The sequence below is a fragment of the Bacillus sp. CH140a_4T genome, from assembly GCF_008923725.1.
Taxonomy (GTDB): domain Bacteria; phylum Bacillota; class Bacilli; order Bacillales; family Bacillaceae_G; genus Bacillus_A.
Map to the genome: position 1 here is coordinate 787,473 of NZ_WBPF01000016.1, position 24,563 is coordinate 812,035.

Genomic DNA, 24,563 nt, shown 5'->3' on the forward strand with positions numbered 1-24,563 from the left:
GCTTATTTAGCATTAATTGATGGTTCTGTCGATTTGGACGAAATAGTCAATAGAGGTAGAGGGGTTATTACTTTTGTTTGTCCAATGCCATATAAATTAGGAGAAATCAATACTCACAAATTTACGCAAGAGTGGTCTACAGAAACAACTTCTTATTTTACTAATAAAGGAAGTGTAGAAGCTCCAGCGTTAATTGAAATGACAGTGAAAAAACCAAGTACATTTTTAGATGTATGGTTTGGAGAGTATCCGCATAATCGTGATTATTTCAGAATAGGCTACCCTCTGACTGTGGAAGAAACCACTGTACAAGAACGTGAAAGAGTCATGTGGGATGAAATGGCTACTCCTATAGGATGGACACCTGTCACTGGACAATTCGAGGAAATGAAAGGGACAGGTAGTTTTAAATCGAGGGGTGGTTATGCACTGTATTGCGAAGATTACGGAAAAGAGGTAGGATTCTACGGTGCGATAGCTAAGAAAAACATTCCGGGCGGTCCATTAAAAGACTTTGAAATGGAGGCATGGGTGACTTTAAAGTCCAAAAACATAGGTGAAATGGGACGTGTTGAAGTTCTTCTTTTAGATGAGACGAGTAATGTGGTATCCCGCATCAATATGAATGATCTATATGCGACTGCTGAAATTACAAGGGCACATATGACAATTGGAAATAGCGGAACACCCAATAGTTTTCGAAAATTAGTTGATACAAGTGGGTATTATTCCACTACATTTAACCAATTCCGAGGGCGTTTGCGTATCGCTAGACGGGGAAAGGTGTGGTCTGTATATGTGGCTAAGTTTATAGATGGTACAGAAAAAGATGGCGCTTCATTAGTAGAACGTTGGATTGATGAAACAGGAAATCCGATGACAGAACGTAAAATTGCACAAGTTATGATTGCGATTTGTAAGTGGGATAATCATCAACCTATTAACGAAATACAAATTGATGATTTGAAAATTTGGAAGGTAAACAAAGTTCCATCTAATGCACAACCATATATCTTTGATACTGGAGATAAAATTGTTATCGATACTGAGAAAAGTCTTGTCACGATTAACGGGAAGAATGCAATCAATATAAAAGAAATCTTTAGTAATTTCCCTGTCGTAATACGTGGTGAAAATCGTATCGATATTATGCCGCCAGATGTAAACGCAACAATCAGTTATAGGGAGAGATATAGATGAGAACCCCAAGTGGAATTTTGCATGTTGTGGATTTTAAAACGGATCAAATCGTCGCAGCTATCCAGCCAGAGGACTATTGGGATGACAAACGGCATTGGGAACTTAAAAATAATGTTGACATGTTGGATTTCACCGCTTTTGATGGAACAGACCATGCAGTTACGTTACAACAACAGAATCTTGTTTTAAAAGAAGTTCGTGATGGAAGAATCGTACCATATGTTATTACAGAGACTGAAAAAAATTCCGATAAACGATCTATTACCACATATGCTTCAGGAGCTTGGATTCAAATTGCTAAATCAGGGATTATAAAACCACAGCGGATAGAGAGTAAGACGGTTAATGAGTTTATTGATTTAGCACTTTTAGGTATGAAGTGGCAACGTGGAATTACTGAATATGCTGGATTTCATACGATGACCATCGATGAATATATGGATCCACTCACTTTTTTAAAGAAGATTGCATCTTTATTTAAACTAGAAATTCGATATCGTGTTGAGATTAAAGGTTCAAGAATCATCGGCTGGTATGTAGATATGATTCAAAAGCGTGGGCATGATACAGGCAAAGAAATAGAATTAGGAAAAGATTTAGTCGGTGTTACGCGTATTGAACATACACGTAATATTTGCACTGCTTTAGTTGGATTTGTAAAAGGTGAAGGTGACAAAGTAATCACTATCGAAAGCATTAATAAAGGTCTACCCTATATCGTAGATGCAGATGCGTTTCAAAGATGGAATGAACACGGACAACATAAATTCGGTTTTTATACACCAGAAACAGAAGAACTAGACATGACTCCAAAACGTTTACTGACGCTTATGGAAATAGAATTGAAAAAGCGTGTCAATTCCTCAATCTCTTATGAAGTGGAAGCACAATCGATTGGTCGTATTTTTGGCCTAGAACACGAATTAATTAACGAAGGCGACACGATCAAAATTAAAGATACAGGGTTTACACCAGAATTATATCTTGAAGCGCGAGTAATAGCTGGAGATGAATCTTTTACAGACCCAACGCAAGATAAATATGAATTCGGAGATTATCGTGAGATTGTTAATCAAAATGAGGAATTAAGAAAAATTTACAATCGTATTCTTAGTTCGCTTGGCAATAAACAAGAAATGATAGACCAGCTAGATAAACTAGTGAACGAAGCTAACGAAACTGCTAGTAATGCGAAGAAGGAGTCAGAAGCAGCAAAAGCACTTGCTGAAAAAGTACAAGAGAATATTAAAAATAATACCGTTGAAATTATAGAATCCAAGAATCCGCCAACAACAGGTCTTAAACCTTTTAAAACGCTTTGGCGTGATATTAGTAATGGAAAGCCCGGTATTTTAAAAATATGGACAGGTACAGCGTGGGAATCGGTTGTACCCGATGTTGAATCGGTTAAACAAGAAACACTTGAGCAGGTTAATAAAGATATTCAATCTACAAAAACAGAGTTGAATCAAAAGGTTCAAGAGGCACAGAATCAGGCGACAGGACAATTTAACGAAGTAAAGGGAAGTTTACAGGGTGTTAGTCGCACAATTTCTGATGTGCAAACCGAACAAGGTAATATTAATAAAAAAGTGACTCAAATAGAGCAAACTTCAGATGGATTTAAAACTTCTATCGAATCATTAACTAAAAAAGATGGTGAGATTAGTAATAAATTAAATACGGTTGAATCAACTGTAGAAGGTACGAAAAAGACAATATCTGATGTACAGCAAACAACAAGTGAATTAACTAAAACAACAACTGAAATTAAAGAAGAAGCTGGACGTACAAAAGAACGAATGGAACAAATTAATAGTAAAGTTGACGGTTTAGAAGTCGGTACCACTAACTTAATTGATGGGACGGAATTCATTGATGCTAGTGGTTGGAGTCGATGGAGTACAATTGGTTCTGTACGCGTATTAGATCAAAGTGGGTTAAAAGACGCGTTACCTTATCCGCGCTGTTTATTAGTTGAATCTCAAGAAGGTGGCAAACAGTTAGCTGTGCCGAATAACACCCCGTTTGGTGTGCAATGTAATGGAAGAAGTTTTTCTGTTAGGAAGGACCAAAGATACACAGTTTCAATGAATGTGGCAACTAGTGAATTAGGTCATACACTTGATTACACTTATATTATGTATACCGATAAAGTAAATCAAAAGATACCAGATATAAATATACTGTCATTTCCGCTCGTTGCTAAAATAAGCGATAGAGAGAACAACAACTACTATAGAGTTAAATTTACGTTTACAGCCACTAAGGACGATGACAAGGTGTTTATTCTTATTGGCGGTAGAACAAAGCGTGAATTAACAGGATCAAATGGTTATGCGTGGATTAGGGTCAACGCTTTAAAAGTAGAAAAAGGATCAATCGCAACTGATTGGAATACATCTAATAATGATAAAGTGTCATTGCAAGTGTTCGAACAGAAAACAACTGATATTGAAAAAAGTGTAGATGGCGTAAAAACTACTGTAACAAATGTTCAAAACAGCCAAGCTGGATTCGAAAAACGCATGACTACAGTAGAACAAACAGCAAGCGGATTGTCCTCCACAGTTAGTAATTTAAATAATGTAGTGTCCGATCAAGGAAAGAAGCTCACTGAAGCGAATACAAAACTTGAACAACAAGCAACAGCGATTGGGGCAAAAGTTGAGCTTAAACAAGTAGAGGATTATGTTGCTGGTTTTAAGATTCCTGAGTTGAAACAAACAGTTAATCAGAATAAACAAGATTTATTAGATGAATTAGCTAATAAGCTTGCAACTGAACAATTTAATCAAAAAATGACTCTAATCGATAACCGCTTTACTATCAATGAACAGGGGATTAATGCAGCAGCAAAAAAGACAGAAGTATATACGAAAACGCAAGCAGATGGACAATTTGCAAAAGACTCTTATGTAAGAGATATGGAAACTCGTCTTCAGTTAACTGAAAAGGGCGTTAGTATATCTGTAAAAGAAAATGATGTAATTGCAGCATTCAATATGAGTAAAGAAAACATTAAGTTAAATGCTGCACGAATAGATTTAGTTGGTAAAGTTAATGCTGAGTGGATTAAAGCTGGATTGCTGAGCGGTTGCCAAATTAGAACATCAAATACGGATAACTACGTTAGCTTAGATGACCAATTTATACGTCTCTATGAAAGAGGAGTTGCTAGAGCGTTTCTGGGGCACTACAGAAGATCAGATGGCGCAGTACAACCGACTTTTATCTTAGGGTCCGATGAAAAGACTAATGCTCCAGAAGGCACTTTGTTTATGTCTCAAGCAGGTGCAGGATGGTCAGGGGCTTATGCGAGCATTGGTATTAGTGATGGTATAGTTGATGGCTCAGTTCAAAAGTCTGTGTATTGGGAGTTACAAAGAATCGGATTAAGTGTTCTATATGCTAATGATTACCATGTTTTTTATGCTGGGAGTGGGCGTTGGTATTTTAGAAGAGGAAAACCGGGTCTATATCAAACATCATTAGTCGTTGAAGATAATAGTACAGAATCTGATTTAAGATTACCTAATGTAACTATACGTAATAGCCGTGCAGCGGGATATACAGGAGTTATCCAACTGAAATCCTCTGTTACTCAAAATGGCTGGGGTGCTGTTCAAGGGAATTTTATGACCCCTTCACTACGGGAGTATAAATCTAATATCCGTGATATTTCTTTTTCCGCCTTAGAAAAAATTAGAAGTCTTAAAATTAGACAATTTAATTATAAGAATGCGGTAAACGAACTTTACCGGATGAGAGAAGAGAGAAGTCCTAATGATCCACCGTTGACAACAGAAGATATTAAAACATACTACGGTTTAATCGTAGATGAATGTGATGAAATGTTTGTGGATGAAAGCGGGAAAGGAATTCACTTGTATTCATACGCATCCATTGGAATTAAAGGTTTACAAGAAGTTGATGCAACAGTACAGGAACAGAAGGTAGAAATAACAAATCTAAAATTACATTTACAGGAAGTTAATACAACAGTACAAGAACAGAAAGTAGAAATAGCAAATCTAAAATTACAAGTAGCTAGTCAAGAAGATCGGATAGCCCGATTAGAAGAGTTATTACTACAAAAATTAATAAATAAGAAACCAGAGCAGCCATAAGCTGGTCTTTTTTTATTGTCTAAAAAGGGGTGGTTAAGGTGGAAGGGTTACAAGAAGTAAGAAGTGATGTTCAAGAAATCAAGCAAGAAATTAAAGAAATAAGATTAGAAGTGAAAAGCTTAGAAATACGAACAACAGGTAACGAAAAAGACATTATTAATATCAACAAGCAGTTAGATAAAATCAGCGCCAATACTACCTGGATTTTACGACTTATAGTTGGTGGAATTATTGGTGGTATTCTCACTTTCTTAATGAAAGGGGGTGGTATGTAATGGTTAGTTTTGCTGTAATAATTGGTGTTGTTATTGGGTTTTCACAGATTGTAAAAACAATGGGGTTACAAACAAAATATGTTCCGTTATTGAATTTAACGCTTGGCATTGTGCTAGGCGTTTTATTTTTGGGCGGGGACATAAAATCAAATGTATTTCAAGGGATCATCATTGGACTGTCAGCAAGTGGACTGTTTGACCACACAAAAATTATGAAAAAGGATGCTGATGTAAAATGAAAAAGACATTAAAACACATTTCTTCTATAGTTCTTACAGTTATTCTAGCGTTATCTATTACAACAAGTGCTTTTGCTGACAGAATATTAATCATTCCTGATTTACCGAAGCAAGGATATAGAAATGGAGTAGGAGCGTATGAAGGTGTAGTTGCACATAGTACAGCGACTCCAGAAGCTCCAGCAATCAATATCCAACGTTATGAAACACGTACTTGGAGAAATGCATTTGTACATTATGCAGTTGATTGGGATGAAGTCATTCAAATTGCAGATACACGTTATATTGCGTATGGCGCTGGGCCAGCTGCTAACGCACGTTTTGTACATGTTGAACTTTGTGAGACTTCAGATTATAGCAAGTTTAAGCGAAGCTATGACAAGTATGTAAAATTACTAGCGAAAATTTTACGTGATCGTGGACTTTCAGTAGAAAAAGGATTATGGACACATGATGACGTAAGGAAATATCTTGGTGGAACAACTCACACTGATCCACTGGATTATTTAAAAAAATATGGTATATCTGAAGCTCAATTCCGAGCAGATGTAAAACGTGCTTATAATAACTCGGATATTTCTATTCCTGAACAACCTTCTAAACCAGCGGAAAAACCAACAGCCAATGTAGAAGGTGTAGCTTATATTGAAGGGTATAATGTAAATCTACGCAAAGGCCCAGATGCAAGCTATTCTGTTATTAGTCAATTAAATAAACCAGAGGCTTATAAAGTTTGGGGGGAAAAGGACGGATGGCTAAATTTAGGTTGGGATCAGTGGGTAAAATATAATCCATCGTATATCCGATTTAAAAAGAACGAACCTGTAAGTTCAGTTGCTGGAAAACGTGTAGTGTCGAAAGTGAATAATCTCAGATTTTACAGTGCTCCATCGTGGGAAGATAAGTATGTTGCAGGTACTGTAGATGTAGGATTAGGTTTTACGATTGACGCAACGGTAATGGTAAATGGTTCCCCACAATACAAAGTGCACAATAGTAAAGGAACAACATACTATATCACAGCAAGTGAAGCCTATGTGTATGTGAAGTGAAAAGAGGGATTCCCAACTTATTGGGAATCCCTCCTTTTTTACTGTTTCCATTCAATCAGACTACGTTTATTACATCTATGACAAATAAAAGCTTCAGCTTTATGTACAACTGGTTGTTTTTTACTACAGTTAGGACATTTCACAAGTTGTTTCCCCAGTGCTTTATACATGAAAATAACTGAGAAAAACGCTAATCCGATAGCAGGTAAAATTCCGATGATAGTAAAGAATAATGCTACTGAAACAAGCAGACCTAATATACCAATTGAGAAGTATATAAATCTTTTTAATTGATTACCTGTAGAACTTTTCTTTTCTTGTAATTTTATAATGAAAGTTTCTCCATCTGTAGTCTTTCTTAATTCCACAAAATCCCCTCCATATATTAAATAAGCTGTGCTAATTAAAATAATATGAGAAGTGAAGTTTCATTTCTTATGTAAGCTCTTTTGAAACAACGGTACTGTTTAAATAAATTTTATCTACTTGTTCTTTGTTATATCCGTACAGGAGAGTTTCTTTATCATCGATGAATAAGCAAGTGCCTACATTAAATCCTCTGCATCCAGCCATAAATTTCGGGAGTTTAGGAATAAAGCCAACTGCTTCAATATCCATCAAAATAAAGCGTACTGGAATTGCTTTTTTATTTTGCTGTACACCTTTTAACATATGATTCATAAATGAAAAAATTTGACTTCCCATATCCGGAATGAAGTCTTCTTGTTGCTGATCATAGTCTGTATACGTGAAATAAACAACAGTTTTACGCTTTAATAATTGCAATAAATCTTGTTTAGAATTTGAATGTAAGTCTGTATAGGGAAGTAATAGTATTTCGAAGTCTTGATTATATTTTTGAGCAGATGTTTTTTGATACATAATTCCCTTGTAATCAAGTACAAATAAAGATTCTTCCTCAAAATTATTGATGAAATCTTCAACTTCAACTAGTCCCTCTTCGGGGCGATAATAACCTTCGATTATTGTGTTAAATGTCTTAAAAGATGGTTTGTTCATGGGGTCACTCCTCTTCTTCACTCCATATATCTTCAATTTTCATGTCGAGAGCTTTTGCTATGCGCATAGCGACTCGTAGTGTCGGTTCGCTTTTCCCTCTAACTATCATACTTAATGTTTGATCTGTTATGCCAGCTCTTTTTGCTAATGCAGATTGTTTAATCATTCTATCGGATAAAATTATTTTTAATTTACACTCCATAAAATCCCTCCCTTTAAAACATTCAATCAATTTTTTGAAAAACCTTTTGATTTTTTTGTTGTTGGACAAACAAGTTTTTGTTTTCTAGTTCATATACCTATATTACTTCCACTTAGAAGACTACAAGGAAGAAGAGACAACAAGAAGGGAGAGTTCTATATGCGTTGGCAGTATAATCATTTAAACACAACTCCATATCTACATCCTTCAAAAGAATTAAGAGATATGTACAATGAATCAAGATCAAGAACAGAAACTCAATCAATTTTAAATCACATGAGAAATCATAAAGTTTTTAATAACAAAGAGTACAAAGGATATTTTAGTTTATCACAGGTAGTTGAAGAGGATTTATATGGTGAGGAAGAAGATATTTTGAACTGGGAAATTCTAATGGATTGTTATGATGTCGTTCTTACAAGAAAAGGTATTACATTTCGTGAAAAGGAAGAGGAGGAACAAGCATGACTCTTGCTGGAGAAGCGATTATTATTTGGACGGCAACAGGGTTGTCAGTAGTTGCAATGAAGGCAGCAGAAAAAATGGGAAAAAGTGTTCCACATTGGCTTCCACGTGTCACTTTGTACACAACACTTACAGGCTCGTTTCTATACCTTCTACGTTATGTTCTCGTTTTATTTCTATGAAGGAATACGATGTGGAAACTTTTCATTCCTTATGTCATAAGGAATTTAGCTTGTATGCACGTATTCCTTGAAACAGGGATATATACCCTCTATAAGAGGGATATAAGGAGTGATTTTATGCTGGAGTTGTTATCAGTACCATTCGCAGGTTTAATTTTCGCCATAGTTGGCGAAAGGCTCAAAGGAAGAGAGAGTGATCGAAAGAAAATACAAGTTTTTTTTGAAGTAAGCGGAATTGCGATACGTAGAGAGGACAAATTACAGTATCCAGTTTTTCTTGAACAAAAAGAGGATGATCGAAGTACAACATATATATATCGGTTGCCTGTAGGAATGCCGAGTAAAATTATTCAGAAGGTCGAGGATGTTGTCTCTGAAGGGCTAAGTAAACCTGTCCGAATTGATTATGATAATTACAAGCTAAATATTCGTGTGTTTCATAGGGATATACCGAAAAAATGGTCATGGTCTAAAGGTTTGGTTGCAGAAGGAAGCTGGTGTGTTCCAATGGGCCAAAGTTTAGAAAAACTTATCTATCATGATTTTGATAAAACACCACATATGACACTAGGTGGTCTGACACGGATGGGTAAAACGGTATTTTTAAAAAATGTAGTTACTTCTCTTACTTTAGCACAACCAGAACATATTAATTTATACATTATTGATTTAAAAGGTGGCTTGGAGTTTGGGCCGTATAAGAATTTAAAACAGGTAGTTTCTATTGCTGAAAAGCCCGCAGAAGCTTTTATGATATTAACTAATATTCTCAAGAAGATGGAAGAGAAAATGGAATATATGAAATGTAGACATTATACGAATGTTGTAGAAACAAATATCAAAGAGCGATACTTTATCATAGTAGACGAAGGAGCTGAACTTTGCCCAGATAAAAGTATGAAAAAAGAACAGCAAAGGTTATTAGGAGCGTGTCAACAAATGCTCTCTCATATAGCGCGCATAGGTGGCGCTTTAGGTTTTAGATTGATTTTTTGTACACAATACCCGACAGGGGATACATTACCGCGCCAAGTAAAACAAAATAGTGATGCGAAATTAGGCTTTAGATTACCGACTCAAACGGCCTCAAGTGTTGTTATAGATGAAGCGGGATTAGAAACGCTAAAAAGCATTCCCGGACGCGCGATTTTCAAAACCGATAGACTTACAGAAATACAAATCCCTTACATTAGTAACGAGATGATGTGGGAGTATTTAAAAGGATATGAGGTGGAGAAACATGAGGATGCAAACGCATATGCAAATCAACCGTCAAATGGCGATACTTGCGACGATTAGAAAGCTACAGTTTGCAACGAGAAGGCATTTAATGAGTATTCATGAAATGGGTGGAATAAGAAATGCAAATCGAATCATGAAAGACTTATCTATTTATACAAGTAAGGTAGTTTGCAATAAAGAGCATGTATATTATTTAAACCAGTCAGGACATAAGTTGTTCGGTGAAGGGAAAGTTGTACATCATGGTAAAGTTGCACACGCTCTTTTACGTAATGAAGCTTGGTTACATTTATATTGTCCAGATGATTGGCAAGTAGAAACTGAAATTAAATATATAAAAGATGATAAAAAGAAAAAAATAATTCCAGATGTGAAATTTCGCGATGAAGACAGAATACTTCATGCTGTAGAAATAGATCGTACTCAGAAAATGATAGTAAACGATGAAAAGTTAAAAAAATATGAAGAGTTAACGCAGATTTATAAACAGAAGCATAACGGGAAAGTGCCAGTTATTCATTTCTTTACAATCACAAAATATAGAGAAAAGAAATTAGAAGAACTGGCAAATAAATATAATGTGTTTGTAAAAGTATATGTAATCGCTACTACTTAATGATGAAAAAAGAGCTGATCATTTTCGAATGATTAGCTCTTTTTTATGTATTGTATTACGTCGTCTATTGTGTAAATTTTATCGATTCCTTTTTCTGAAGCGATGGAATTTAAAGCATCGATGATAGCTTCAAGCGAATCAAAACGAACAGCATTAGCTTTACCATTCACCAGATCACTAATTGTATTGTATCTTACTTGGGATTCTGTAGATAACTTATTTTTCGTGATCCCCAATTCATCTAAAGAATTTCCGAGTGTGAATTTCATTTTATTCTCCTCCGCAGCACTGGTTATCTTGTACCCATTTTACAACAACAAACGGAAATAGTAAAACTTTTTCCGTTCAACTATTGACGTTGAATAATTAGAGAGTTATAATTCAACTTAAATAGTTGAACTTTTATAGTTGAACTTAAAAGGAGGAACGAACATGCAAAGATTAAATGATTATTTTGGTTTAGAAAGCAAATCAGATCTTGTATGGTTTTATGGTTTCTACACAATTTCTACGATTTTAATTGTAATTAATATGATTATTGTACTTATATAAATGGGAGGTAAGGAGATGCTTAAGTCAGCAAATTATACACAATACAAGGAATTACAATCATTCCAATCAGTAGAAGAGATGAATGAAGCGATATGTTATTTTTTATACAAACATACACATGAGTTATCCGAGTCAGCGATAAAAGTATTGAAATTTTTAGCAAGACACTCTTGTAAGATTCCCGGTGTATCTTTTCTGAAGGTAGGGACTATTGCCGCGGCATTAAGTATAAGTGATCGAACTGTTCGTAGGGTATTAAAAGTGTTAGAGGATTTTGAAATAGTATCTAGACATAAAACAATTCGAACAGAAGGAAAATTGCGTGGAGGGAATGGACATAACGTCTATGTCCTTCAAAAAAAATATAATGTCACACCGAATGTCCTACCGAAAATGTCACAGCGACAAGACGAAGAAAACCTTACAGAATCAAAGGTTTTCGATGCGAAATTGGACAAGGAAACTAAGCTTTCTGAATCACACCCTCTAGAAGAATTAAAAAACGAATTAAACGTAAAAGAAACGTCAGCAAGGGAATCTAAAGAAATTAAATTAGCAGATTTAGATGAAACTTTTACACCAGAAAATGTACCAAGCCAATTCAGAGATGTGGTAGCTCCATTCTTCAAATCGGCAGATAAAATTTATAAGCTGTATCATCGAGTATTAATGGCATATAAACGTTCAAAAATAGACAAGCCTATTGAACAAGTGATAAACCAAGCGATTCAAGCATTTAAAGAAACTATTTTCGCGGAAAAAGCAAATAAAATTAAAAATACTTTTGAAGGTTATTTTTATAGAATTGTTGAAAGTAAATTTGTAGTCGAGAGAAGGAAAGAATGTCGAGGATTATTGTTTGATTGGTTAAATGAATAATATAAAATTGCCCACAGGGAAAAATGTATATATAATTTAATTATCATATTCTTAGTAAATAAGTGGGTGGAAATTTTGAAGTACGCTGTTTATGTACGAGTTTCAACGGATAGAGATGAGCAAGTTTCATCTGTTGAAAATCAGATTGATATTTGTCGATATTGGTTAGAAAAAAACGGATATGAGTGGGATCCAAATGCAGTATATTTTGACGATGGTATTTCTGGTACAGCTTGGCTAGAACGTCATGCGATGCAACTGATATTAGAAAAAGCAAGACGAAATGAATTAGATACAGTCGTATTTAAATCTATACACCGTTTAGCAAGGGATCTAAGGGACGCCTTAGAAATTAAAGAAATTCTAATAGGTCATGGGATACGTTTGGTTACAATTGAAGAAAATTACGATAGTTTATATGAAGGTGGCAATGATATTAAATTCGAAATGTTTGCCATGTTTGCTGCACAATTACCTAAAACTATATCTGTATCTGTTTCTGCTGCAATGCAAGCTAAAGCAAGAAGAGGCGAGTTTATTGGAAAACCGGGATTAGGATACGATGTAATTGACAAGAAACTCGTTATCAATGAAAAGGAAGCCGAAGTTGTAAGGGAAATTTTTGATTTATCCTATAAAGGCTATGGATTTAAGAAAATAGCGAATATCCTAAACGATAAAGGCACATATACGAAGTTTGGCCAGTTATGGTCGCATACAACTGTAGGGAAGGTTTTAAAGAACCAAACGTATAAAGGGAATTTGGTCTTAAATAGTTATAAAACAGTAAAAGTAGATGGAAAGAAGAAAAGAGTTTACACTCCGAAAGAGAGATTAACAATTATAGAAGACCATTATCCAGCAATTGTATCAAAAGAATTATGGAATGCGGTAAATAGAGATAGGGCAAGTAAAAAGAAAACAAAACAAGATACAAGAAATGAATTTAGAGGAATGATGTTTTGTAAACATTGTGGTGAACCAATTACAGCTAAGTATTCAGGTAGATACGCAAAAGGAAGTAAAAAAGAGTGGGTATATATGAAATGCAGTAATTATATTAGATTCAATCGCTGCGTTAACTTTGACCCGGTTCATTATGATGATATAAGAGAGGCGATTATCTATGGATTGAAGCAGCAAGAAAAACAACTAGAGATACATTTCAATCCAAAAATGCATCAAAAAAGAAATGATAAATCTACAGAAATTAAGAAGCAAATTAAGTTGTTAAAAGTGAAAAAAGAGAAGTTGATTGATTTATACGTAGAAGGATTAATCGATAAAGAAATGTTTTCGAAGCGGGATCTTAATTTCGAGAATGAAATTAAAGAGCAAGAGTTGGAATTACTTAAATTAACAGATCAAAATAAGAGAAATAAAGAAGAGAAGAAAATTAAAGAAGCTTTTTCAATGCTCGATGAAGAAGAAGATATGCATGAGGTTTTTAAAACTTTAATAAAGAAAATCACACTTAGTAAGGATAAGTATATCGACATCGAATATACATTTTCTTTATAGTTTTAAAGTTGGTTATTAGTTACTGTGACATTTGTTACGGTAACCAATAACCAACACACATACAAATCGAAGCTCCGGGAAATTGGATGTTTTTAATAAACAAAACTTTCTCAACACGAGAATCTTGGATGTAGAACACATGCTCTGATTAATATGGTAAAATATTCTGTAAATATAATGGGAGCTATGGCGCTTATCGAAATGAAGGGGGATAGTCACTTGAAATTTCATGAAAAAATTATGGGGATAATTGAGGATAGAGATGATTTAACGTTAAGTAGTGTAGCCCTAAAAATAGGGGTATCTAAACAATATATGTCTAAATTTAAAAAAAGAGGTACAATCGGATTCTGTCAATTAGTAAAATTATCACATATACTAAATGATAAAAATAAAACTTCTGAAGAAACGATGGTTGAATGGTGTTTAGATTTAGATGCAACTGAAGCGATAAAGCAGAGTTTTGAATATGCATGCGTAACAAGAAACGTAGAGCTATTACATAAGCTACTTGTAAAACATAAAAGTGAAGCAGGAACAGTTGGTGAATATGTTTCTGTGTATGGAATTTTATATAAATATATAATTGGTGAGATTCATGGCACAGAGATTATGGATGAACTAAAAAGAATTGGGCAACCCAAAGATAAAGTATTAAATGTTCTTGTGGATATAATGAAATGCTATAATTATTTCCACTTAAAGAAATACAATTTAATGTTAGAACTAATTCAGGAAATCGAACAGCAAGTTAAGACAATAGATAGTGACAGAAAATCTTACATTAAAGAATGTTATATTTACAGAGTAGCAGAGATATTCGCGCCTGTGTATTTACATTACAATCATCTGGATTTAGCTAGACAATTCGCTAATGTAATAATCGATGCTAATATTAGCAAAAAGACAATTTCTGATGCTTTATATATATTAGGAATGTCATATTTAGGAGAAGACAAAGAAAAGAGTCTGAAATACTTTGAAGATAGTTATTCTTTATTTAAACAAGTTGGTGATAAAACTTATGAAAAAGAGGTGCGTTACAACTTAGATTTTGCTAAGATATATTTAGGTGAAATATTACCTGAAGATTCAGATGTCTTATTGAAAAAATTTCAAATGTTCCCAGAACCTTCTTCATTGCAATTACTTCAAGAATCCTTGTACGATGGTGCAGAAGAAGATTTTCTTGTATATTTTAAAGGGGTTGTTTCTACATCACCATACGGAATATACGAATGCTTTCAAAAATTCCTTTTACAATCAAATTATTTTTTTACAAGTTTGGTTGCAAAAGAGATCCTCAAAAGAGGAGATAATTCAAAACTAATCAAGTCAATGGTGGGTTTTAAAGGGAATATAGGAGAGGGAGCGTTTGCTGATGAAAAAACTAATTGCTACAATCTTAGTTGCATTAACAGTATTCACTGTATCGAGCGGATTTACAAAACAGACACAAGACAACTACAAGAAAAATGAGCAAATATCATATATGCAGGAAACCATAAAACCTGGTGGTTGATGAAAAAAGGATTGAGAACATCTCAGTCCTTTTTTTATGTAGTAAACTAAAATTAAAAAGCGAAAAATAATATACTTTTCTGAAATTTCCCTAGAGGAAAGGTTATAATTGGATTACAGCAGGTGAGGGGGAATAGAAATGAAAAAAGAAAGTATTTTAAAGTCGTTTTTAAAATGTGTAGACTCATGCTCGAATAGTGAGTCTGAGTATAATAAGTTTATTGAAGCAGCATTTAACATCGAACAGAAAATAAAAAATAGCGATGAGTAGCACTACATCACTATTTTGAAGTACTCTTTAATTTTTCTAGACTTTCCATCATTGTTAGCATGTTTTGTAAGACTATTTCTTGATGTTCCTCAGGTAGTTGTTCCAAACGGTTTTTTATACTCAAGTATTTTTCATTCATATCTGCATCTAATTCGCGAGAGTCAGATCGCCCTAAGAGATAATCAACAGGTACACCTAGAAAGTCAGCTGCACGTTCAACAGTTTCTCTAGATGCAGGTTTAAATCCAGTTTCAAACTTAGAAACACTACCTGCAGTAACACCAATAGCTTGTCCAAGTTCATGTTGCGTTAAATTTCTTTCTCTTCTTAATTGACGTAACCGATCTTTAAATTCCACAATAATCACCTCATAAGTGGTTTGTTAGGATTATTATAATATTTCCTAAAGGGAAAATCAATCCGAGCTATTTCAAAGAAAAATATTATATACGAGGAAAAATATGCCTTGAATTTTCCCTAAGGGAATGTTAAGGTGATTTACAAAGATACAGAAAGGAGTTACTACATGAAAATGATTAAAGATGAAACAAAATTAAAAGCAGCATTCCAAAAATCTGGATATAAGTATCAAGAGTTAGCTGATGAATTAGAAATATCCTGCAGCTACTGTTACAAGCTAATTAATAATCATAATTACAAAAAGAAAATATCATATAACTTAGCATCGAGAATGGCACATGTATTAAAAGCGAATGTAGTTGATTTGTTTGAAGAGCAAGTCGATTTTTTTTAACAACAATATTCCCTGAGGGAATATAGGGGTGAGAGGGCCATGTCAGAAATTAATTACAAAGGGTTTATCATCAAGGAAACTTATAGCGAAAAAAATATTGAAGAAGTGTTTAAAGAAGCATATGAGTCGTTTTATGGGGTTGAAGTTAAGGTTGTTAAAAAGGGATTAGGGACTAAACGAAACAGTGCAGCCAGCTAATGTTTAAACTTCATTGAGAACATTCAATGAAGTCGCTTATAAAATGGACAAGCCTGAAAGGTGGTGTTTTTGTGAAAAACGGCAAAAAGTTGACCAAGCGCGAAAAAATGCATCTTAAATCATACAGCTTAAATCCTGATAATTGGTTGGTTTTCAAGAAAGCGGATGGAGAAATGCACTTAGTCCATCGCTATACAAATACAAAACGAACAATTCCAAGTTTATTAGTTTAGGAGGGAATAAGATGGATCAGTTAACAGTACTGGAGTTTAATAATGAAAGGATTTTAACGACTAAGCAATTAGCATTCATCTATCAAACGGATGTTAATAATGTGCAAAAAAATTTCAGTAATCATAAATCAAAGTTCGTTGAAGGCAAACACTATTTTTTCTTAGAGGGTGAAGAATTACGGTCTTTTAAACGCGACCTGAATAATATTCAGCTCGTGCCAAACAACGTAAATCAATTATATTTGTGGACAGAACGAGGGGCAAATAGACATTGCAAGATTCTAGATACAGACAAAGCGTGGGAACAATTCGATTACTTAGAAGAAACCTATTTCAATGCACGAGAGCAACAACGGCTTCCTACTGATCCAATGAATGTTTTAAAACTTACATTCCAAGCATTAGAAGGTCAGCAGCAAGCAATTGAAGAGATAAAGTCAGATGTACAAGACTTAAAAGATAATACACCGTTATTCGCAATCGAATGTGATGAAATTTCTAATGCTGTAAAACGTCAAGGAGTCGTATTGCTAGGTGGAAAACAGTCTAATGCCTATCGAGATCGCGGATTAAGAGGGAAAGTTTATCGTGATATCTACAACCAGCTATACCGTGAATTCGGAGTGAAAAGTCATAAAGCAATTAAGCGTTGTCACTTAAATGTAGCAGTGAAAATAGTTGAAGAATATACACTTCCAATTGTATTAAGTGAGGAAATATCTTTTATAAATGCGCAAATGGATTTTACAGAAATGTAATAAGAATTGAAAGCGAGGAGGTACCATATGGAAATTGAACCGATGTTCGCAGCCTTACTAATGGAGCAAGAAATTATTGAAGAGAAACTTAAGCAAGGGATTAATGGATTCGAGTGGTTAGTTTTACAAGTGGTGGTAGATCAGGAGAGAAAAGAATCTTTAGAAACATGGGAAAGGCTACAAATTTTAGCAGCTAAAAAGAAAGTGAATTCTCTTACGTTATTTTCAGATGCAATTCGTATGGATGCAGAAACTTTTTATAACATATACGAACTTAATTGGTGGATGGCATTTAAAGAGGCCCTCACATATTTTTCTTTAATGAGACTACGGAACTATAACACATATTCGGATGTGATAAAGAGTATTTATAACGACGAATCAGCATTGGAAAGAAAGGGGTAAAAATTAATGGATAATTTACAAGTAGTTGATGGGATCGAAAAATCAGAACCAGATTATGTAGAGATATATCATCGGATGTTTTCTAAAAATCTACGTGAGTTGCTACAAAAGGTAAAAAATACAGGTACATTCAATCAAGACTTATGCAAAAAAACAATATTTACGGGTGTGAGATTTATTAGATATGCAAAAAGTGATACATCAAATTATGACTATTTAAAAGACAAGCTGCAATTAATTGGCTACTTACAAGAATTGATGAAAAAGATAACTCCAAGAGAATTTATAAATATGTTTCCGATAACAAAATCTTATGACGGAGACAAATGGGAAGAGAAAGATTATTTCTTTACTATGAATCGTGCTAAAGAAATCGGGATGGATACTCTTATAGGGGAAAATATCTTAGAGTTTCTATACGATTACGACAATTGGGATATAACATGTTTTGCGGTTAGTTCAATGACAGTTATAAGCAGAATCAGAAGAATTGAAGGAGAAAAGTCTTTAGCAGAAGAGTTTTTTGGAAGTGTAGGACTTGATACTTATACGCTGCATTCTGGACAGAAAGGGAAACAAGAGCTAATCAATAATCGTACTGGAGAAACTCAAGAAGTTCAGAAACCTAGACCAAGATATTTAAAGCCAGTTCAATGATTAATATTACGAAGGTTTATAGACAAAAAAAGTAACTTGCGCCAACAAGTTACTAAATAAAAATACTTATAAAAATATACTTATTAGAAATATAACATACATGTTTGATGTATGGAAAGGGTGTTATTATGGCTCTTTTTAGGAAAGTGCATACAGAATTTTGGACGGACGTAAAAGTATCAGAAGATATGACACCAGAAGATAAATTGTTTATGGTGTACCTTTTGACTAATCCTCACACAACTCAATTGGGAGTGTATGAAATCACACCTAAGATGATAGCTTTTGAAATCGGACTATCAATAGAGTCTGCTAGAGCACTACTGGAACGTTTTGAAAACCATCATAAATTAATTAAATATAACAAACTGACAAGAGAAATTGCTATAAAAAATTGGGGCAAATACAACCTGAATAGAGGCGGGAAACCAATTGAAGATTGTCTTAAAAGAGAAATTGATAAAGTGAAAGATTTATCTCTAATAAAATTCATTTTAGAACATACAGATCATGCAGCTTTAAAAAGAAAAATCAATCTTTATGCGGGTTTTGACGATACGTCCCACGATACGTTAGCGATACGTGACCAAGAAGAAGAACAAAAAGAAGAACAAGAAGAACAAAAAGAAGAACAAGAAGAAAAAGAAAAACAAAAACAAAAAGAAGAAGAAAAAGAACCAGAAGAAGAAAAAACAAAAATAAAATCCAAAGCGTCTTTAAAATCAGACGCAAAGTCCAATCCAATACCGTATAAAGATATATTGGATTACTTGAATGAAAAAGCAAATAAAAATTTCAATCTTAAAGCAGAAGGACATAGAAAGTTGATTCGCGCTAGATGGAACGAGGGGTATAAATTAGAGGACTTTAAAAAAGTCATCGATAACAAAACTTCACAATGGCTTGGTAAGAAAAGTTTTGATGGAAAGCCACTAGATCAGTTTTTAAGACCAAGCACATTATTTTCACAAAAACATTTTGACAACTACTTAAATGAAACGGTCAACATGTCCAATCAACAACATGGAGATCAGATTGTTATACCGGGATTTAGGGGGGAAATGCCGTTTTAGAAAGGAGTACTAAATGTGAAGAGGATGCAAGATTCTTTTGAAAAACTCACTAAGTTAAAATTTGCAGATGAACAATGCGATAAGCACACTTTTAATAAACATGGGGAAGTAGTTGTTAAATTAGTTAGGAAAATGATTGATGATGCAGGGACGGTATATTGTCCCCGCTGCATGGTCGAAGAGCAAAATTCGGTTTTATTTCAACAAGCAAATAATCATTATAAAAAGATTAATAGAGAACGGAAGAAAAATGTGCTCTTTCAACACAGTATCATTGAAAACCAATCCATTACAGAATCAAGATTGTCTACATACAACACGGATTGTAAAGAAACGAAAGAAAACAAAGAAAAAGCTATGAAAATTCTTGAACGCATAAAAAACGGTGAGTTTTTAAATGTATACATTGCAGGGATTCAAGGAGTAGGAAAAAGTCATTTAGCGTATGCGATGCTGTATGCATTAGTTGAGCACTATTGGATAATATCAGACGGTGTGAGATTAAATGATGAACATGCTTTTAAAAATATGAAAAGCTGCTTATTTGTAGAAATCGAAAAGCTAATCCGATTAATACAGCACTCATTTAGAAATGTAGAGTCAAAATACACAATGGATTATTGTATCAGTTTAATGGTGGATGTAGATTTCCTTGTAATCGATGATTTAGGGGCTGAAAGTGGTTCGATGAATCGAAACGGAGAAGCGAGCGATTTTGTTCATAAAATACTTTACGGTGTTGCTAATGGACGTCAAGGGGCGAACAAAACAACGATTACTACATCGAATTTATCAAGCAAACAGCTATTTCAAAAGTACGATCCGAAACTAGCAAGCAGGTTACTAAATGGAGTAACAAAAGATGAAACGATTGTCTTTAAAACAACCACCGATAAACGAATTGTAAATTTAGATATTGGATTCTAATAAAAGGGGTGCGGAGAAATGAAAGAAGTAAAGGGACAAAATAATAAATTAATGGAAGAATTTGACGTTTTGTTAAGACAACTGCTGATTAAATCTAAAACAGATGAAAGGGTAAAAAACTTTTTGGATGATCTGTTTGAAATGCTAAGTGATAATAAGCTGCAGTCTGATACTGACTTTAAAACGGCGTTAAATAAGTTAAGAGAAAAGCACTTTCCTAAGTTTGATAAAGGAGAGAACAAAAATGTCTAAAGAAAAGGGACAAGCTAAGGAAATAGTTAATGTTCGCGGAATGTCAGATGATGAGTTTATGGAGAAATATGAAAGGCTTGTACATCATTGCGTGTGGAAAAGATATGCGAAAAAAAAGACCAGCATAGAACATGATACAAATTTAGATATTGAAGATTTAACTCAGTTTGGAATGATTGGTTTGATAAAAGCAAGAGATAATTTTAATCCTGAATTTGGATGTGCATTTTCAACATATGCTGTTCCTAAAATTATGGGGGAAATAGGAAGAGCAATTCGAGACAACCAGAAAGTGAAAGTGCAAAGAAGCGTATATAGCGTAAAAGGAAAAATTTTAAATCAACAGTTAGCAGATAAGGATCCAGAAGAGATAGCGGACGTTTTAAACGAGCCAGTAACTTTAGTAAATATGGCCCTAAAGTATCAGCCAAGTACAGATTCTCTCAATAAGGTAGTATATGCATCTGGATCTAATGAGGATGTGACATTAGAAAAAATGCTAGAAGATACTAAAGTGGAAGACATTGAAGAAACCACCATTAATCGAGTCGTAATAAGAGAATTTAAAGCTGCATTAGCTCCTAAAGAATACATTGTTTTAGATATGCATTTACAAAGTATGACGCAGCAAAATATTGCAAATCAAATGGGATACAGTCAGGTGCAAATTAGCCGTATATTAGCAAAGATTAATCAAAGAGCTGCTCAATTTGGTAAAGAAGGAGGTCTTCAAGATTGAGCGTTACAAACGGCGTTTGTATTGCTGTAGATCACTCAGATTTGCTAAAGGAGAAAGTAGAATACTTTTTATTTCCGACTAAACCGAATCATTATTATGTAAGCAAATTTAATCGTAAAGGGGCGCATTTCGGTTGCTATCCAGCTGAAAGGTTTCAAATCACGGAAAAGGAAGTATGGACACCAGAACCTCAACCCAATCTGCCTAAGTTGAATACAAGCTTATTCTATAGAGCTCAGTTGATTTGGCGAAAAAAGGGATATAAAGATAAACCACTTAAAGATTACATCGTACAGCCGAGAGGGAAGCATTGCTACTTTTGGCATGATCGGGAGCGCAAGAAATTTTGTGGTTGTTTTCCATTACATTGGTTTACCGATTTTGTACCGGTCCAAAGCCACCAATTAGAAGAAAAAGCTAAAGACGAGGTTAAGTTATTGCAGCGGCCAGATGGACAACTTGCATTTTTTTAACGAAAGAAAGTGGAAGGGCGTTTTACCCAGTCATCGATTAAAAAGGGAGTGTTCTCAGTGGATATAAAAAAACTATTTGCAATGGAGAACGTTTTGGATAAAAGGGTTTTAGAGTCGAAAAAATCTTTCTAGAGAAGAAGTATTCGAATTTAGAATACTAGCGTTTTTAGATGAACTAGGCGAATGCATGAAGGAATGGCGGGTATTTAAGTTTTGGAGCAATGATCGTAAACCTAGAACTAGCATACCCACAGGGAAAATCAAAGTATTAGATGATGGTTGTAAAGTAGAAGTCTATAAAAATCCACTTTTAGAAGAATACGTTGACGGATTACACTTTGCAATTGGACTTTGCATAGATTTGAAAACAGAAATCAACTTTCCTGCTTCTATGCGTTGCGAGACAGTTACAGAGCAGTTTTTCGAATTGTACCATCTATCGATGCGATTAAAAGAAGAACCAACAGCATTTAGGGCAGATGTTCTATTAGCCCATTATCTTGGTTTAGGGGAATTATTAGGCTTTTCATTAGAAGAAATTGAATACGAATACATTGAGAAAAACAAGGTTAATCATGAACGTCAAAGTAATGGATACTAATACAATTTGAATTTTATTAAAAAAAGACACTGCTTCCAGTGTCCCAACTTACTACGAGAGTTTTATGAGGAAACTTAAATAGGTGAATTTAAGTCTCTCTATAATATATGAAACTGTAATTAGAAAATCACTTATTTTTTAAAGGAGTTAATGGGTAGTTGTACGTGCTGAAATCTTTATTAAAAATATCTTGTACCAATTGGATAGTTTCATGATCATAAAAACTATCGTATGTTGGAAGGCGTGGAAATAAAGGGGCGGTAATATCAGCATCTGCAAAATTACCTCTAAAAATCGCCCTGTCTTTCTGATGATGCCATGATTTGGTAAGTATGTGTAAAGGAGAAGTTTTTAATTGATATGTTTGTTCTAAGCACACAATTTCAGTAGAGAAATTTTCAAGGTAGATATACTTTGTAACAAACTCCTCTTCGCCTGGTACATATTGCTGCATTAAATGTGGATCTACTTGTTCTAAATCTGTCATTTGCGCTTTTAAGTAATAGAGAAAGATTTTAAATGAAATAGGCTTATTACAATTATCATTACCATAATAAAAACTTCGAATGGGCTTCCATGCAGGGTTTTCTATGTAAGGGGGAGCGATGAGTGAAAAGAATGAACTTACAGCTCTTGTATATGGATTTCTAACTAGTTTATAAGTATCTTTTTTCTTTGTATATAAAGCCGCAGCAAGTTCAATAAAGTAGTCCGAGGAGTTTTTGTATATATCATTTTCGTAATGATGAATGAAAGAATTATATTTTATGGCCGGTTTAAATAAATTAATTTGATAAAAAAACCAATGTGCAAGGGAGGTACAACCACTTTTTTGACTCCAAAATAAAATCAAAGGGAAGTTAGGATTGAAGTGGGGAACGCGTCCATAATTAATAATATTTGAAATAGACATAGTTAGCCTCCATTCAGTTATGTCAATTATTTTTAGTTTATGAATAAAGAGCTTGGTATATGAACAAGAGAAGAGAAAATAGATAGTTTAAAAAAATATAATTTTGAAATCAAATCATTATTTTAAAACGAAAGGGAGGCGAAAGAATGAAAACATTTAATGTGACTTTCACAGAATTAAAGGTATATGAGGCAGTCGTTGAAGCAGAGTCAAAGGAAAAAGTTATTGATACGATTAAACGTTTAAAAAGAACCGAGGATGATTTAGTAGACAGAGGGGTCATCATAAATGAAGTTAGTGAGATAAATATTAATGAAGAACAAAAGTTCGAGTGAAACAGCTTCTCAGATTACTCATTTTGAGGTGACAACAACTTTCTGAATATCATAAGACCTTATTAGTGAAAAAACTCTTATTCGGTCGTACAAGCCTGTTATACGCGTTGTACAGAAAATAGAATGAATTTATTAAGGAAGGAAGTATAAAAATGAGAACTTGGAAGAAAAAACACGTTAAAAGAGCATTTTTGAATCGTCAAAAGGAAATTGATAAAGAACGGACTGCTGCAGCTTGGAGAAATATTTTTGTAAAATCAGGAATCATAAAATAAAAAAGGAAAAGCAACTCGTTGGGGACAAGTCACTTTTCCAGATGGCAATGTAAATCCATTATAGCAAAACATATGTACAAGTTGTAGGAATAAACAGCGAGACATTTTGACACCTATCCACAATCAGAAATGTGGTTGTTGATCTGGAAATATGAAAGTAGGTGAATCATCATTTGTTTAACTGGCTGAGAGATTACCAAAAGTTAGAAGAAGACATAGCCTATCTGGAATACAACTTAGATAAGACAAAAGCTGAATTAAGACGCTGGGTCAGTGGTGATTTGAGAGAAGTACGTTTAACGGCAGAATCTGAAGGTGCAAAAGTTGAAAACCGCATTGAAGCGATTGAATACGAATTAGCACATAAGATGAACGATATGTATAAATTAGAAAAGTTAATTAGTAAGTTTAGAGGTTTAGAAAATCAGATACTTAAATTGAAGTATGTGGATGGTATGACGTTAGAAGAAATAGCAGAGGCAGTAAATTATAGTTCTAGTCATATCAAAAAGAAACATGCTGAACTTGTTAGATTAATTAAGTTCGTGGAGCGAGAAGGTGTCATTTAGGTTCACTCCTAAAATGAATCGAAACGGTTGAAAA

35 protein-coding genes are annotated in these 24,563 nt (G+C 34.1%); 29 read left to right on the top strand and 6 right to left on the bottom strand.

Annotated elements, in window-relative coordinates:
• From F8162_RS19630 to F8162_RS19650, 5 genes are all read left to right on the top strand, one after another.
• The coding region (locus F8162_RS19630; RefSeq protein WP_151869340.1) for a phage distal tail protein at positions 1–1,200 on the top strand (1,200 nt) is incomplete at its 5' end.
• On the top strand, positions 1,197–5,330 hold the full coding sequence (locus F8162_RS19635) for a phage tail spike protein (RefSeq protein ID WP_151631002.1): 4,134 nt from the start codon (positions 1,197–1,199) through the stop codon (positions 5,328–5,330). The genes F8162_RS19630 and F8162_RS19635, both read left to right, overlap by 4 nt.
• A 38-nt stretch (positions 5,331–5,368) precedes the next feature.
• Positions 5,369–5,605: a hemolysin XhlA family protein gene (locus F8162_RS19640; RefSeq protein WP_000398745.1), complete on the top strand. Its 237-nt coding sequence runs from the start codon at positions 5,369–5,371 to the stop codon at positions 5,603–5,605.
• Positions 5,605–5,844, top strand: a complete 240-nt coding sequence (locus F8162_RS19645; protein WP_151631001.1) for a holin — start codon at positions 5,605–5,607, stop codon at positions 5,842–5,844. Before F8162_RS19640 ends, F8162_RS19645 begins: the two co-directional genes overlap by 1 nt.
• Entirely contained in the window at positions 5,841–6,896 is a 1,056-nt protein-coding gene (locus tag F8162_RS19650) for an N-acetylmuramoyl-L-alanine amidase (protein WP_151631000.1), read from the top strand. Before F8162_RS19645 ends, F8162_RS19650 begins: the two co-directional genes overlap by 4 nt.
• A 38-nt stretch (positions 6,897–6,934) precedes the next feature.
• Here F8162_RS19650 and F8162_RS19655 read toward each other — a convergent pair whose 3' ends face one another.
• The 3 genes from F8162_RS19655 to F8162_RS19665 form a co-directional block, all read right to left on the bottom strand.
• On the bottom strand, positions 6,935–7,264 hold the full coding sequence (locus F8162_RS19655) for a hypothetical protein (protein WP_151630999.1): 330 nt from the start codon (positions 7,262–7,264) through the stop codon (positions 6,935–6,937).
• A gap of 67 nt (positions 7,265–7,331) precedes the next feature.
• A complete protein-coding gene (locus tag F8162_RS19660; protein ID WP_151630998.1) occupies positions 7,332–7,916 on the bottom strand; it encodes a type IV secretory system conjugative DNA transfer family protein in 585 nt (194 codons plus the stop codon).
• A 4-nt stretch (positions 7,917–7,920) separates the two neighbouring features.
• Positions 7,921–8,118, bottom strand: a complete 198-nt coding sequence (locus F8162_RS19665; RefSeq protein ID WP_151630997.1) for a helix-turn-helix transcriptional regulator — start codon at positions 8,116–8,118, stop codon at positions 7,921–7,923.
• Between the two features lie 159 nt (positions 8,119–8,277).
• Here F8162_RS19665 and F8162_RS19670 point away from each other — a divergent pair, with 159 nt between their 5' ends.
• The 4 genes from F8162_RS19670 to F8162_RS19685 all read left to right on the top strand — a co-directional run bounded on the left by F8162_RS19670 (position 8,278) and on the right by F8162_RS19685 (position 10,623).
• Complete coding sequence (locus tag F8162_RS19670; RefSeq protein ID WP_061402499.1) at positions 8,278–8,586, top strand: hypothetical protein; 309 nt, start codon at positions 8,278–8,280, stop codon at positions 8,584–8,586.
• Entirely contained in the window at positions 8,583–8,765 is a 183-nt protein-coding gene (locus tag F8162_RS19675) for a hypothetical protein (RefSeq protein ID WP_001982935.1), read from the top strand. Before F8162_RS19670 ends, F8162_RS19675 begins: the two co-directional genes overlap by 4 nt.
• A 117-nt stretch (positions 8,766–8,882) precedes the next feature.
• Positions 8,883–10,064, top strand: coding sequence for an FtsK/SpoIIIE domain-containing protein (locus F8162_RS19680; RefSeq protein ID WP_151630996.1), 1,182 nt, complete (start codon positions 8,883–8,885; stop codon positions 10,062–10,064).
• Positions 10,006–10,623, top strand: coding sequence for a replication-relaxation family protein (locus F8162_RS19685; RefSeq protein ID WP_151630995.1), 618 nt, complete (start codon positions 10,006–10,008; stop codon positions 10,621–10,623). The genes F8162_RS19680 and F8162_RS19685 overlap by 59 nt, the downstream gene beginning before the upstream one ends.
• A 32-nt stretch (positions 10,624–10,655) precedes the next feature.
• Here F8162_RS19685 and F8162_RS19690 read toward each other — a convergent pair whose 3' ends face one another.
• Positions 10,656–10,892 (bottom strand): helix-turn-helix domain-containing protein, encoded by a 237-nt coding sequence (locus tag F8162_RS19690; RefSeq protein ID WP_151630994.1) that lies wholly within the window; start codon positions 10,890–10,892, stop codon positions 10,656–10,658.
• A 163-nt stretch (positions 10,893–11,055) separates the two neighbouring features.
• On the opposite strand from F8162_RS19690, the gene F8162_RS19695 reads away from it, so the two are divergent.
• The 5 genes from F8162_RS19695 (at position 11,056) to F8162_RS29270 (ending at position 15,367) form a co-directional block, all read left to right on the top strand.
• Positions 11,056–11,175 carry a DUF3961 domain-containing protein gene (locus F8162_RS19695; protein ID WP_142337077.1) on the top strand — a complete coding sequence of 40 codons (120 nt, stop codon included), beginning with the start codon at positions 11,056–11,058 and terminating at the stop codon, positions 11,173–11,175.
• Positions 11,176–11,190: 15 nt separating this feature from the next.
• Positions 11,191–12,054, top strand: coding sequence for a helix-turn-helix domain-containing protein (locus F8162_RS19700; RefSeq protein WP_151630993.1), 864 nt, complete (start codon positions 11,191–11,193; stop codon positions 12,052–12,054).
• A 66-nt stretch (positions 12,055–12,120) separates the two neighbouring features.
• Positions 12,121–13,575 carry a recombinase family protein gene (locus F8162_RS19705; protein WP_151630992.1) on the top strand — a complete coding sequence of 485 codons (1,455 nt, stop codon included), beginning with the start codon at positions 12,121–12,123 and terminating at the stop codon, positions 13,573–13,575.
• 219 nt (positions 13,576–13,794) lie between these two features.
• Positions 13,795–15,054, top strand: coding sequence for an AimR family lysis-lysogeny pheromone receptor (locus tag F8162_RS19710; protein WP_225990163.1), 1,260 nt, complete (start codon positions 13,795–13,797; stop codon positions 15,052–15,054).
• Positions 15,055–15,235: 181 nt separating this feature from the next.
• Positions 15,236–15,367, top strand: a complete 132-nt coding sequence (locus F8162_RS29270) for a hypothetical protein (RefSeq protein WP_264158322.1) — start codon at positions 15,236–15,238, stop codon at positions 15,365–15,367.
• Positions 15,368–15,377: 10 nt separating this feature from the next.
• Here the strand turns inward: F8162_RS29270 and F8162_RS19715 are convergent, their stop codons facing one another.
• On the bottom strand, positions 15,378–15,725 hold the full coding sequence (locus tag F8162_RS19715; protein ID WP_225989174.1) for a helix-turn-helix domain-containing protein: 348 nt from the start codon (positions 15,723–15,725) through the stop codon (positions 15,378–15,380).
• A 168-nt stretch (positions 15,726–15,893) separates the two neighbouring features.
• On the opposite strand from F8162_RS19715, the gene F8162_RS19720 reads away from it, so the two are divergent.
• From F8162_RS19720 to F8162_RS19765, 12 genes are all read left to right on the top strand, one after another.
• Positions 15,894–16,121 (top strand): helix-turn-helix domain-containing protein, encoded by a 228-nt coding sequence (locus F8162_RS19720; RefSeq protein ID WP_042513028.1) that lies wholly within the window; start codon positions 15,894–15,896, stop codon positions 16,119–16,121.
• Positions 16,122–16,160: 39 nt separating this feature from the next.
• Positions 16,161–16,319 (top strand): hypothetical protein, encoded by a 159-nt coding sequence (locus tag F8162_RS28810; RefSeq protein WP_192797640.1) that lies wholly within the window; start codon positions 16,161–16,163, stop codon positions 16,317–16,319.
• Between the two features lie 71 nt (positions 16,320–16,390).
• Entirely contained in the window at positions 16,391–16,552 is a 162-nt protein-coding gene (locus tag F8162_RS28815) for a DUF6906 family protein (RefSeq protein WP_172855684.1), read from the top strand.
• A gap of 11 nt (positions 16,553–16,563) precedes the next feature.
• Positions 16,564–17,310: an ORF6C domain-containing protein gene (locus tag F8162_RS19725; RefSeq protein WP_151631029.1), complete on the top strand. Its 747-nt coding sequence runs from the start codon at positions 16,564–16,566 to the stop codon at positions 17,308–17,310.
• Between the two features lie 27 nt (positions 17,311–17,337).
• Complete coding sequence (locus tag F8162_RS19730; protein WP_225990164.1) at positions 17,338–17,715, top strand: hypothetical protein; 378 nt, start codon at positions 17,338–17,340, stop codon at positions 17,713–17,715.
• A gap of 6 nt (positions 17,716–17,721) precedes the next feature.
• Positions 17,722–18,372: a hypothetical protein gene (locus tag F8162_RS19735; RefSeq protein WP_151631028.1), complete on the top strand. Its 651-nt coding sequence runs from the start codon at positions 17,722–17,724 to the stop codon at positions 18,370–18,372.
• A 128-nt stretch (positions 18,373–18,500) separates the two neighbouring features.
• Positions 18,501–19,445, top strand: a complete 945-nt coding sequence (locus F8162_RS19740) for a conserved phage C-terminal domain-containing protein (protein WP_151631027.1) — start codon at positions 18,501–18,503, stop codon at positions 19,443–19,445.
• Between the two features lie 24 nt (positions 19,446–19,469).
• On the top strand, positions 19,470–20,372 hold the full coding sequence (locus F8162_RS19745) for an ATP-binding protein (protein WP_413226538.1): 903 nt from the start codon (positions 19,470–19,472) through the stop codon (positions 20,370–20,372).
• Positions 20,373–20,390: 18 nt separating this feature from the next.
• A complete protein-coding gene (locus F8162_RS19750) occupies positions 20,391–20,624 on the top strand; it encodes a hypothetical protein (RefSeq protein ID WP_151631026.1) in 234 nt (77 codons plus the stop codon).
• Positions 20,617–21,363, top strand: coding sequence for a sigma-70 family RNA polymerase sigma factor (locus tag F8162_RS19755; RefSeq protein WP_151631025.1), 747 nt, complete (start codon positions 20,617–20,619; stop codon positions 21,361–21,363). The genes F8162_RS19750 and F8162_RS19755 overlap by 8 nt, the downstream gene beginning before the upstream one ends.
• Positions 21,360–21,836, top strand: a complete 477-nt coding sequence (locus F8162_RS19760) for a hypothetical protein (RefSeq protein ID WP_151631024.1) — start codon at positions 21,360–21,362, stop codon at positions 21,834–21,836. The genes F8162_RS19755 and F8162_RS19760 overlap by 4 nt, the downstream gene beginning before the upstream one ends.
• 154 nt (positions 21,837–21,990) lie before the next feature.
• Entirely contained in the window at positions 21,991–22,437 is a 447-nt protein-coding gene (locus F8162_RS19765) for a dUTP diphosphatase (RefSeq protein WP_225990168.1), read from the top strand.
• A 127-nt stretch (positions 22,438–22,564) separates the two neighbouring features.
• On the opposite strand, the gene F8162_RS19770 is transcribed toward F8162_RS19765, so the two are convergent.
• Entirely contained in the window at positions 22,565–23,350 is a 786-nt protein-coding gene (locus F8162_RS19770; protein ID WP_151631023.1) for a sulfotransferase family 2 domain-containing protein, read from the bottom strand.
• Between the two features lie 146 nt (positions 23,351–23,496).
• Here F8162_RS19770 and F8162_RS19775 point away from each other — a divergent pair, with 146 nt between their 5' ends.
• The 3 genes from F8162_RS19775 (at position 23,497) to F8162_RS19785 (ending at position 24,529) form a co-directional block, all read left to right on the top strand.
• Positions 23,497–23,685 carry a hypothetical protein gene (locus tag F8162_RS19775; protein WP_061684659.1) on the top strand — a complete coding sequence of 63 codons (189 nt, stop codon included), beginning with the start codon at positions 23,497–23,499 and terminating at the stop codon, positions 23,683–23,685.
• A gap of 152 nt (positions 23,686–23,837) precedes the next feature.
• Positions 23,838–23,960 (top strand): DUF3983 domain-containing protein, encoded by a 123-nt coding sequence (locus F8162_RS19780; protein ID WP_140159536.1) that lies wholly within the window; start codon positions 23,838–23,840, stop codon positions 23,958–23,960.
• A 173-nt stretch (positions 23,961–24,133) separates the two neighbouring features.
• On the top strand, positions 24,134–24,529 hold the full coding sequence (locus F8162_RS19785; RefSeq protein ID WP_098639012.1) for a sigma factor-like helix-turn-helix DNA-binding protein: 396 nt from the start codon (positions 24,134–24,136) through the stop codon (positions 24,527–24,529).
• The last annotated feature ends 34 nt before the right edge of the window (positions 24,530–24,563 follow it).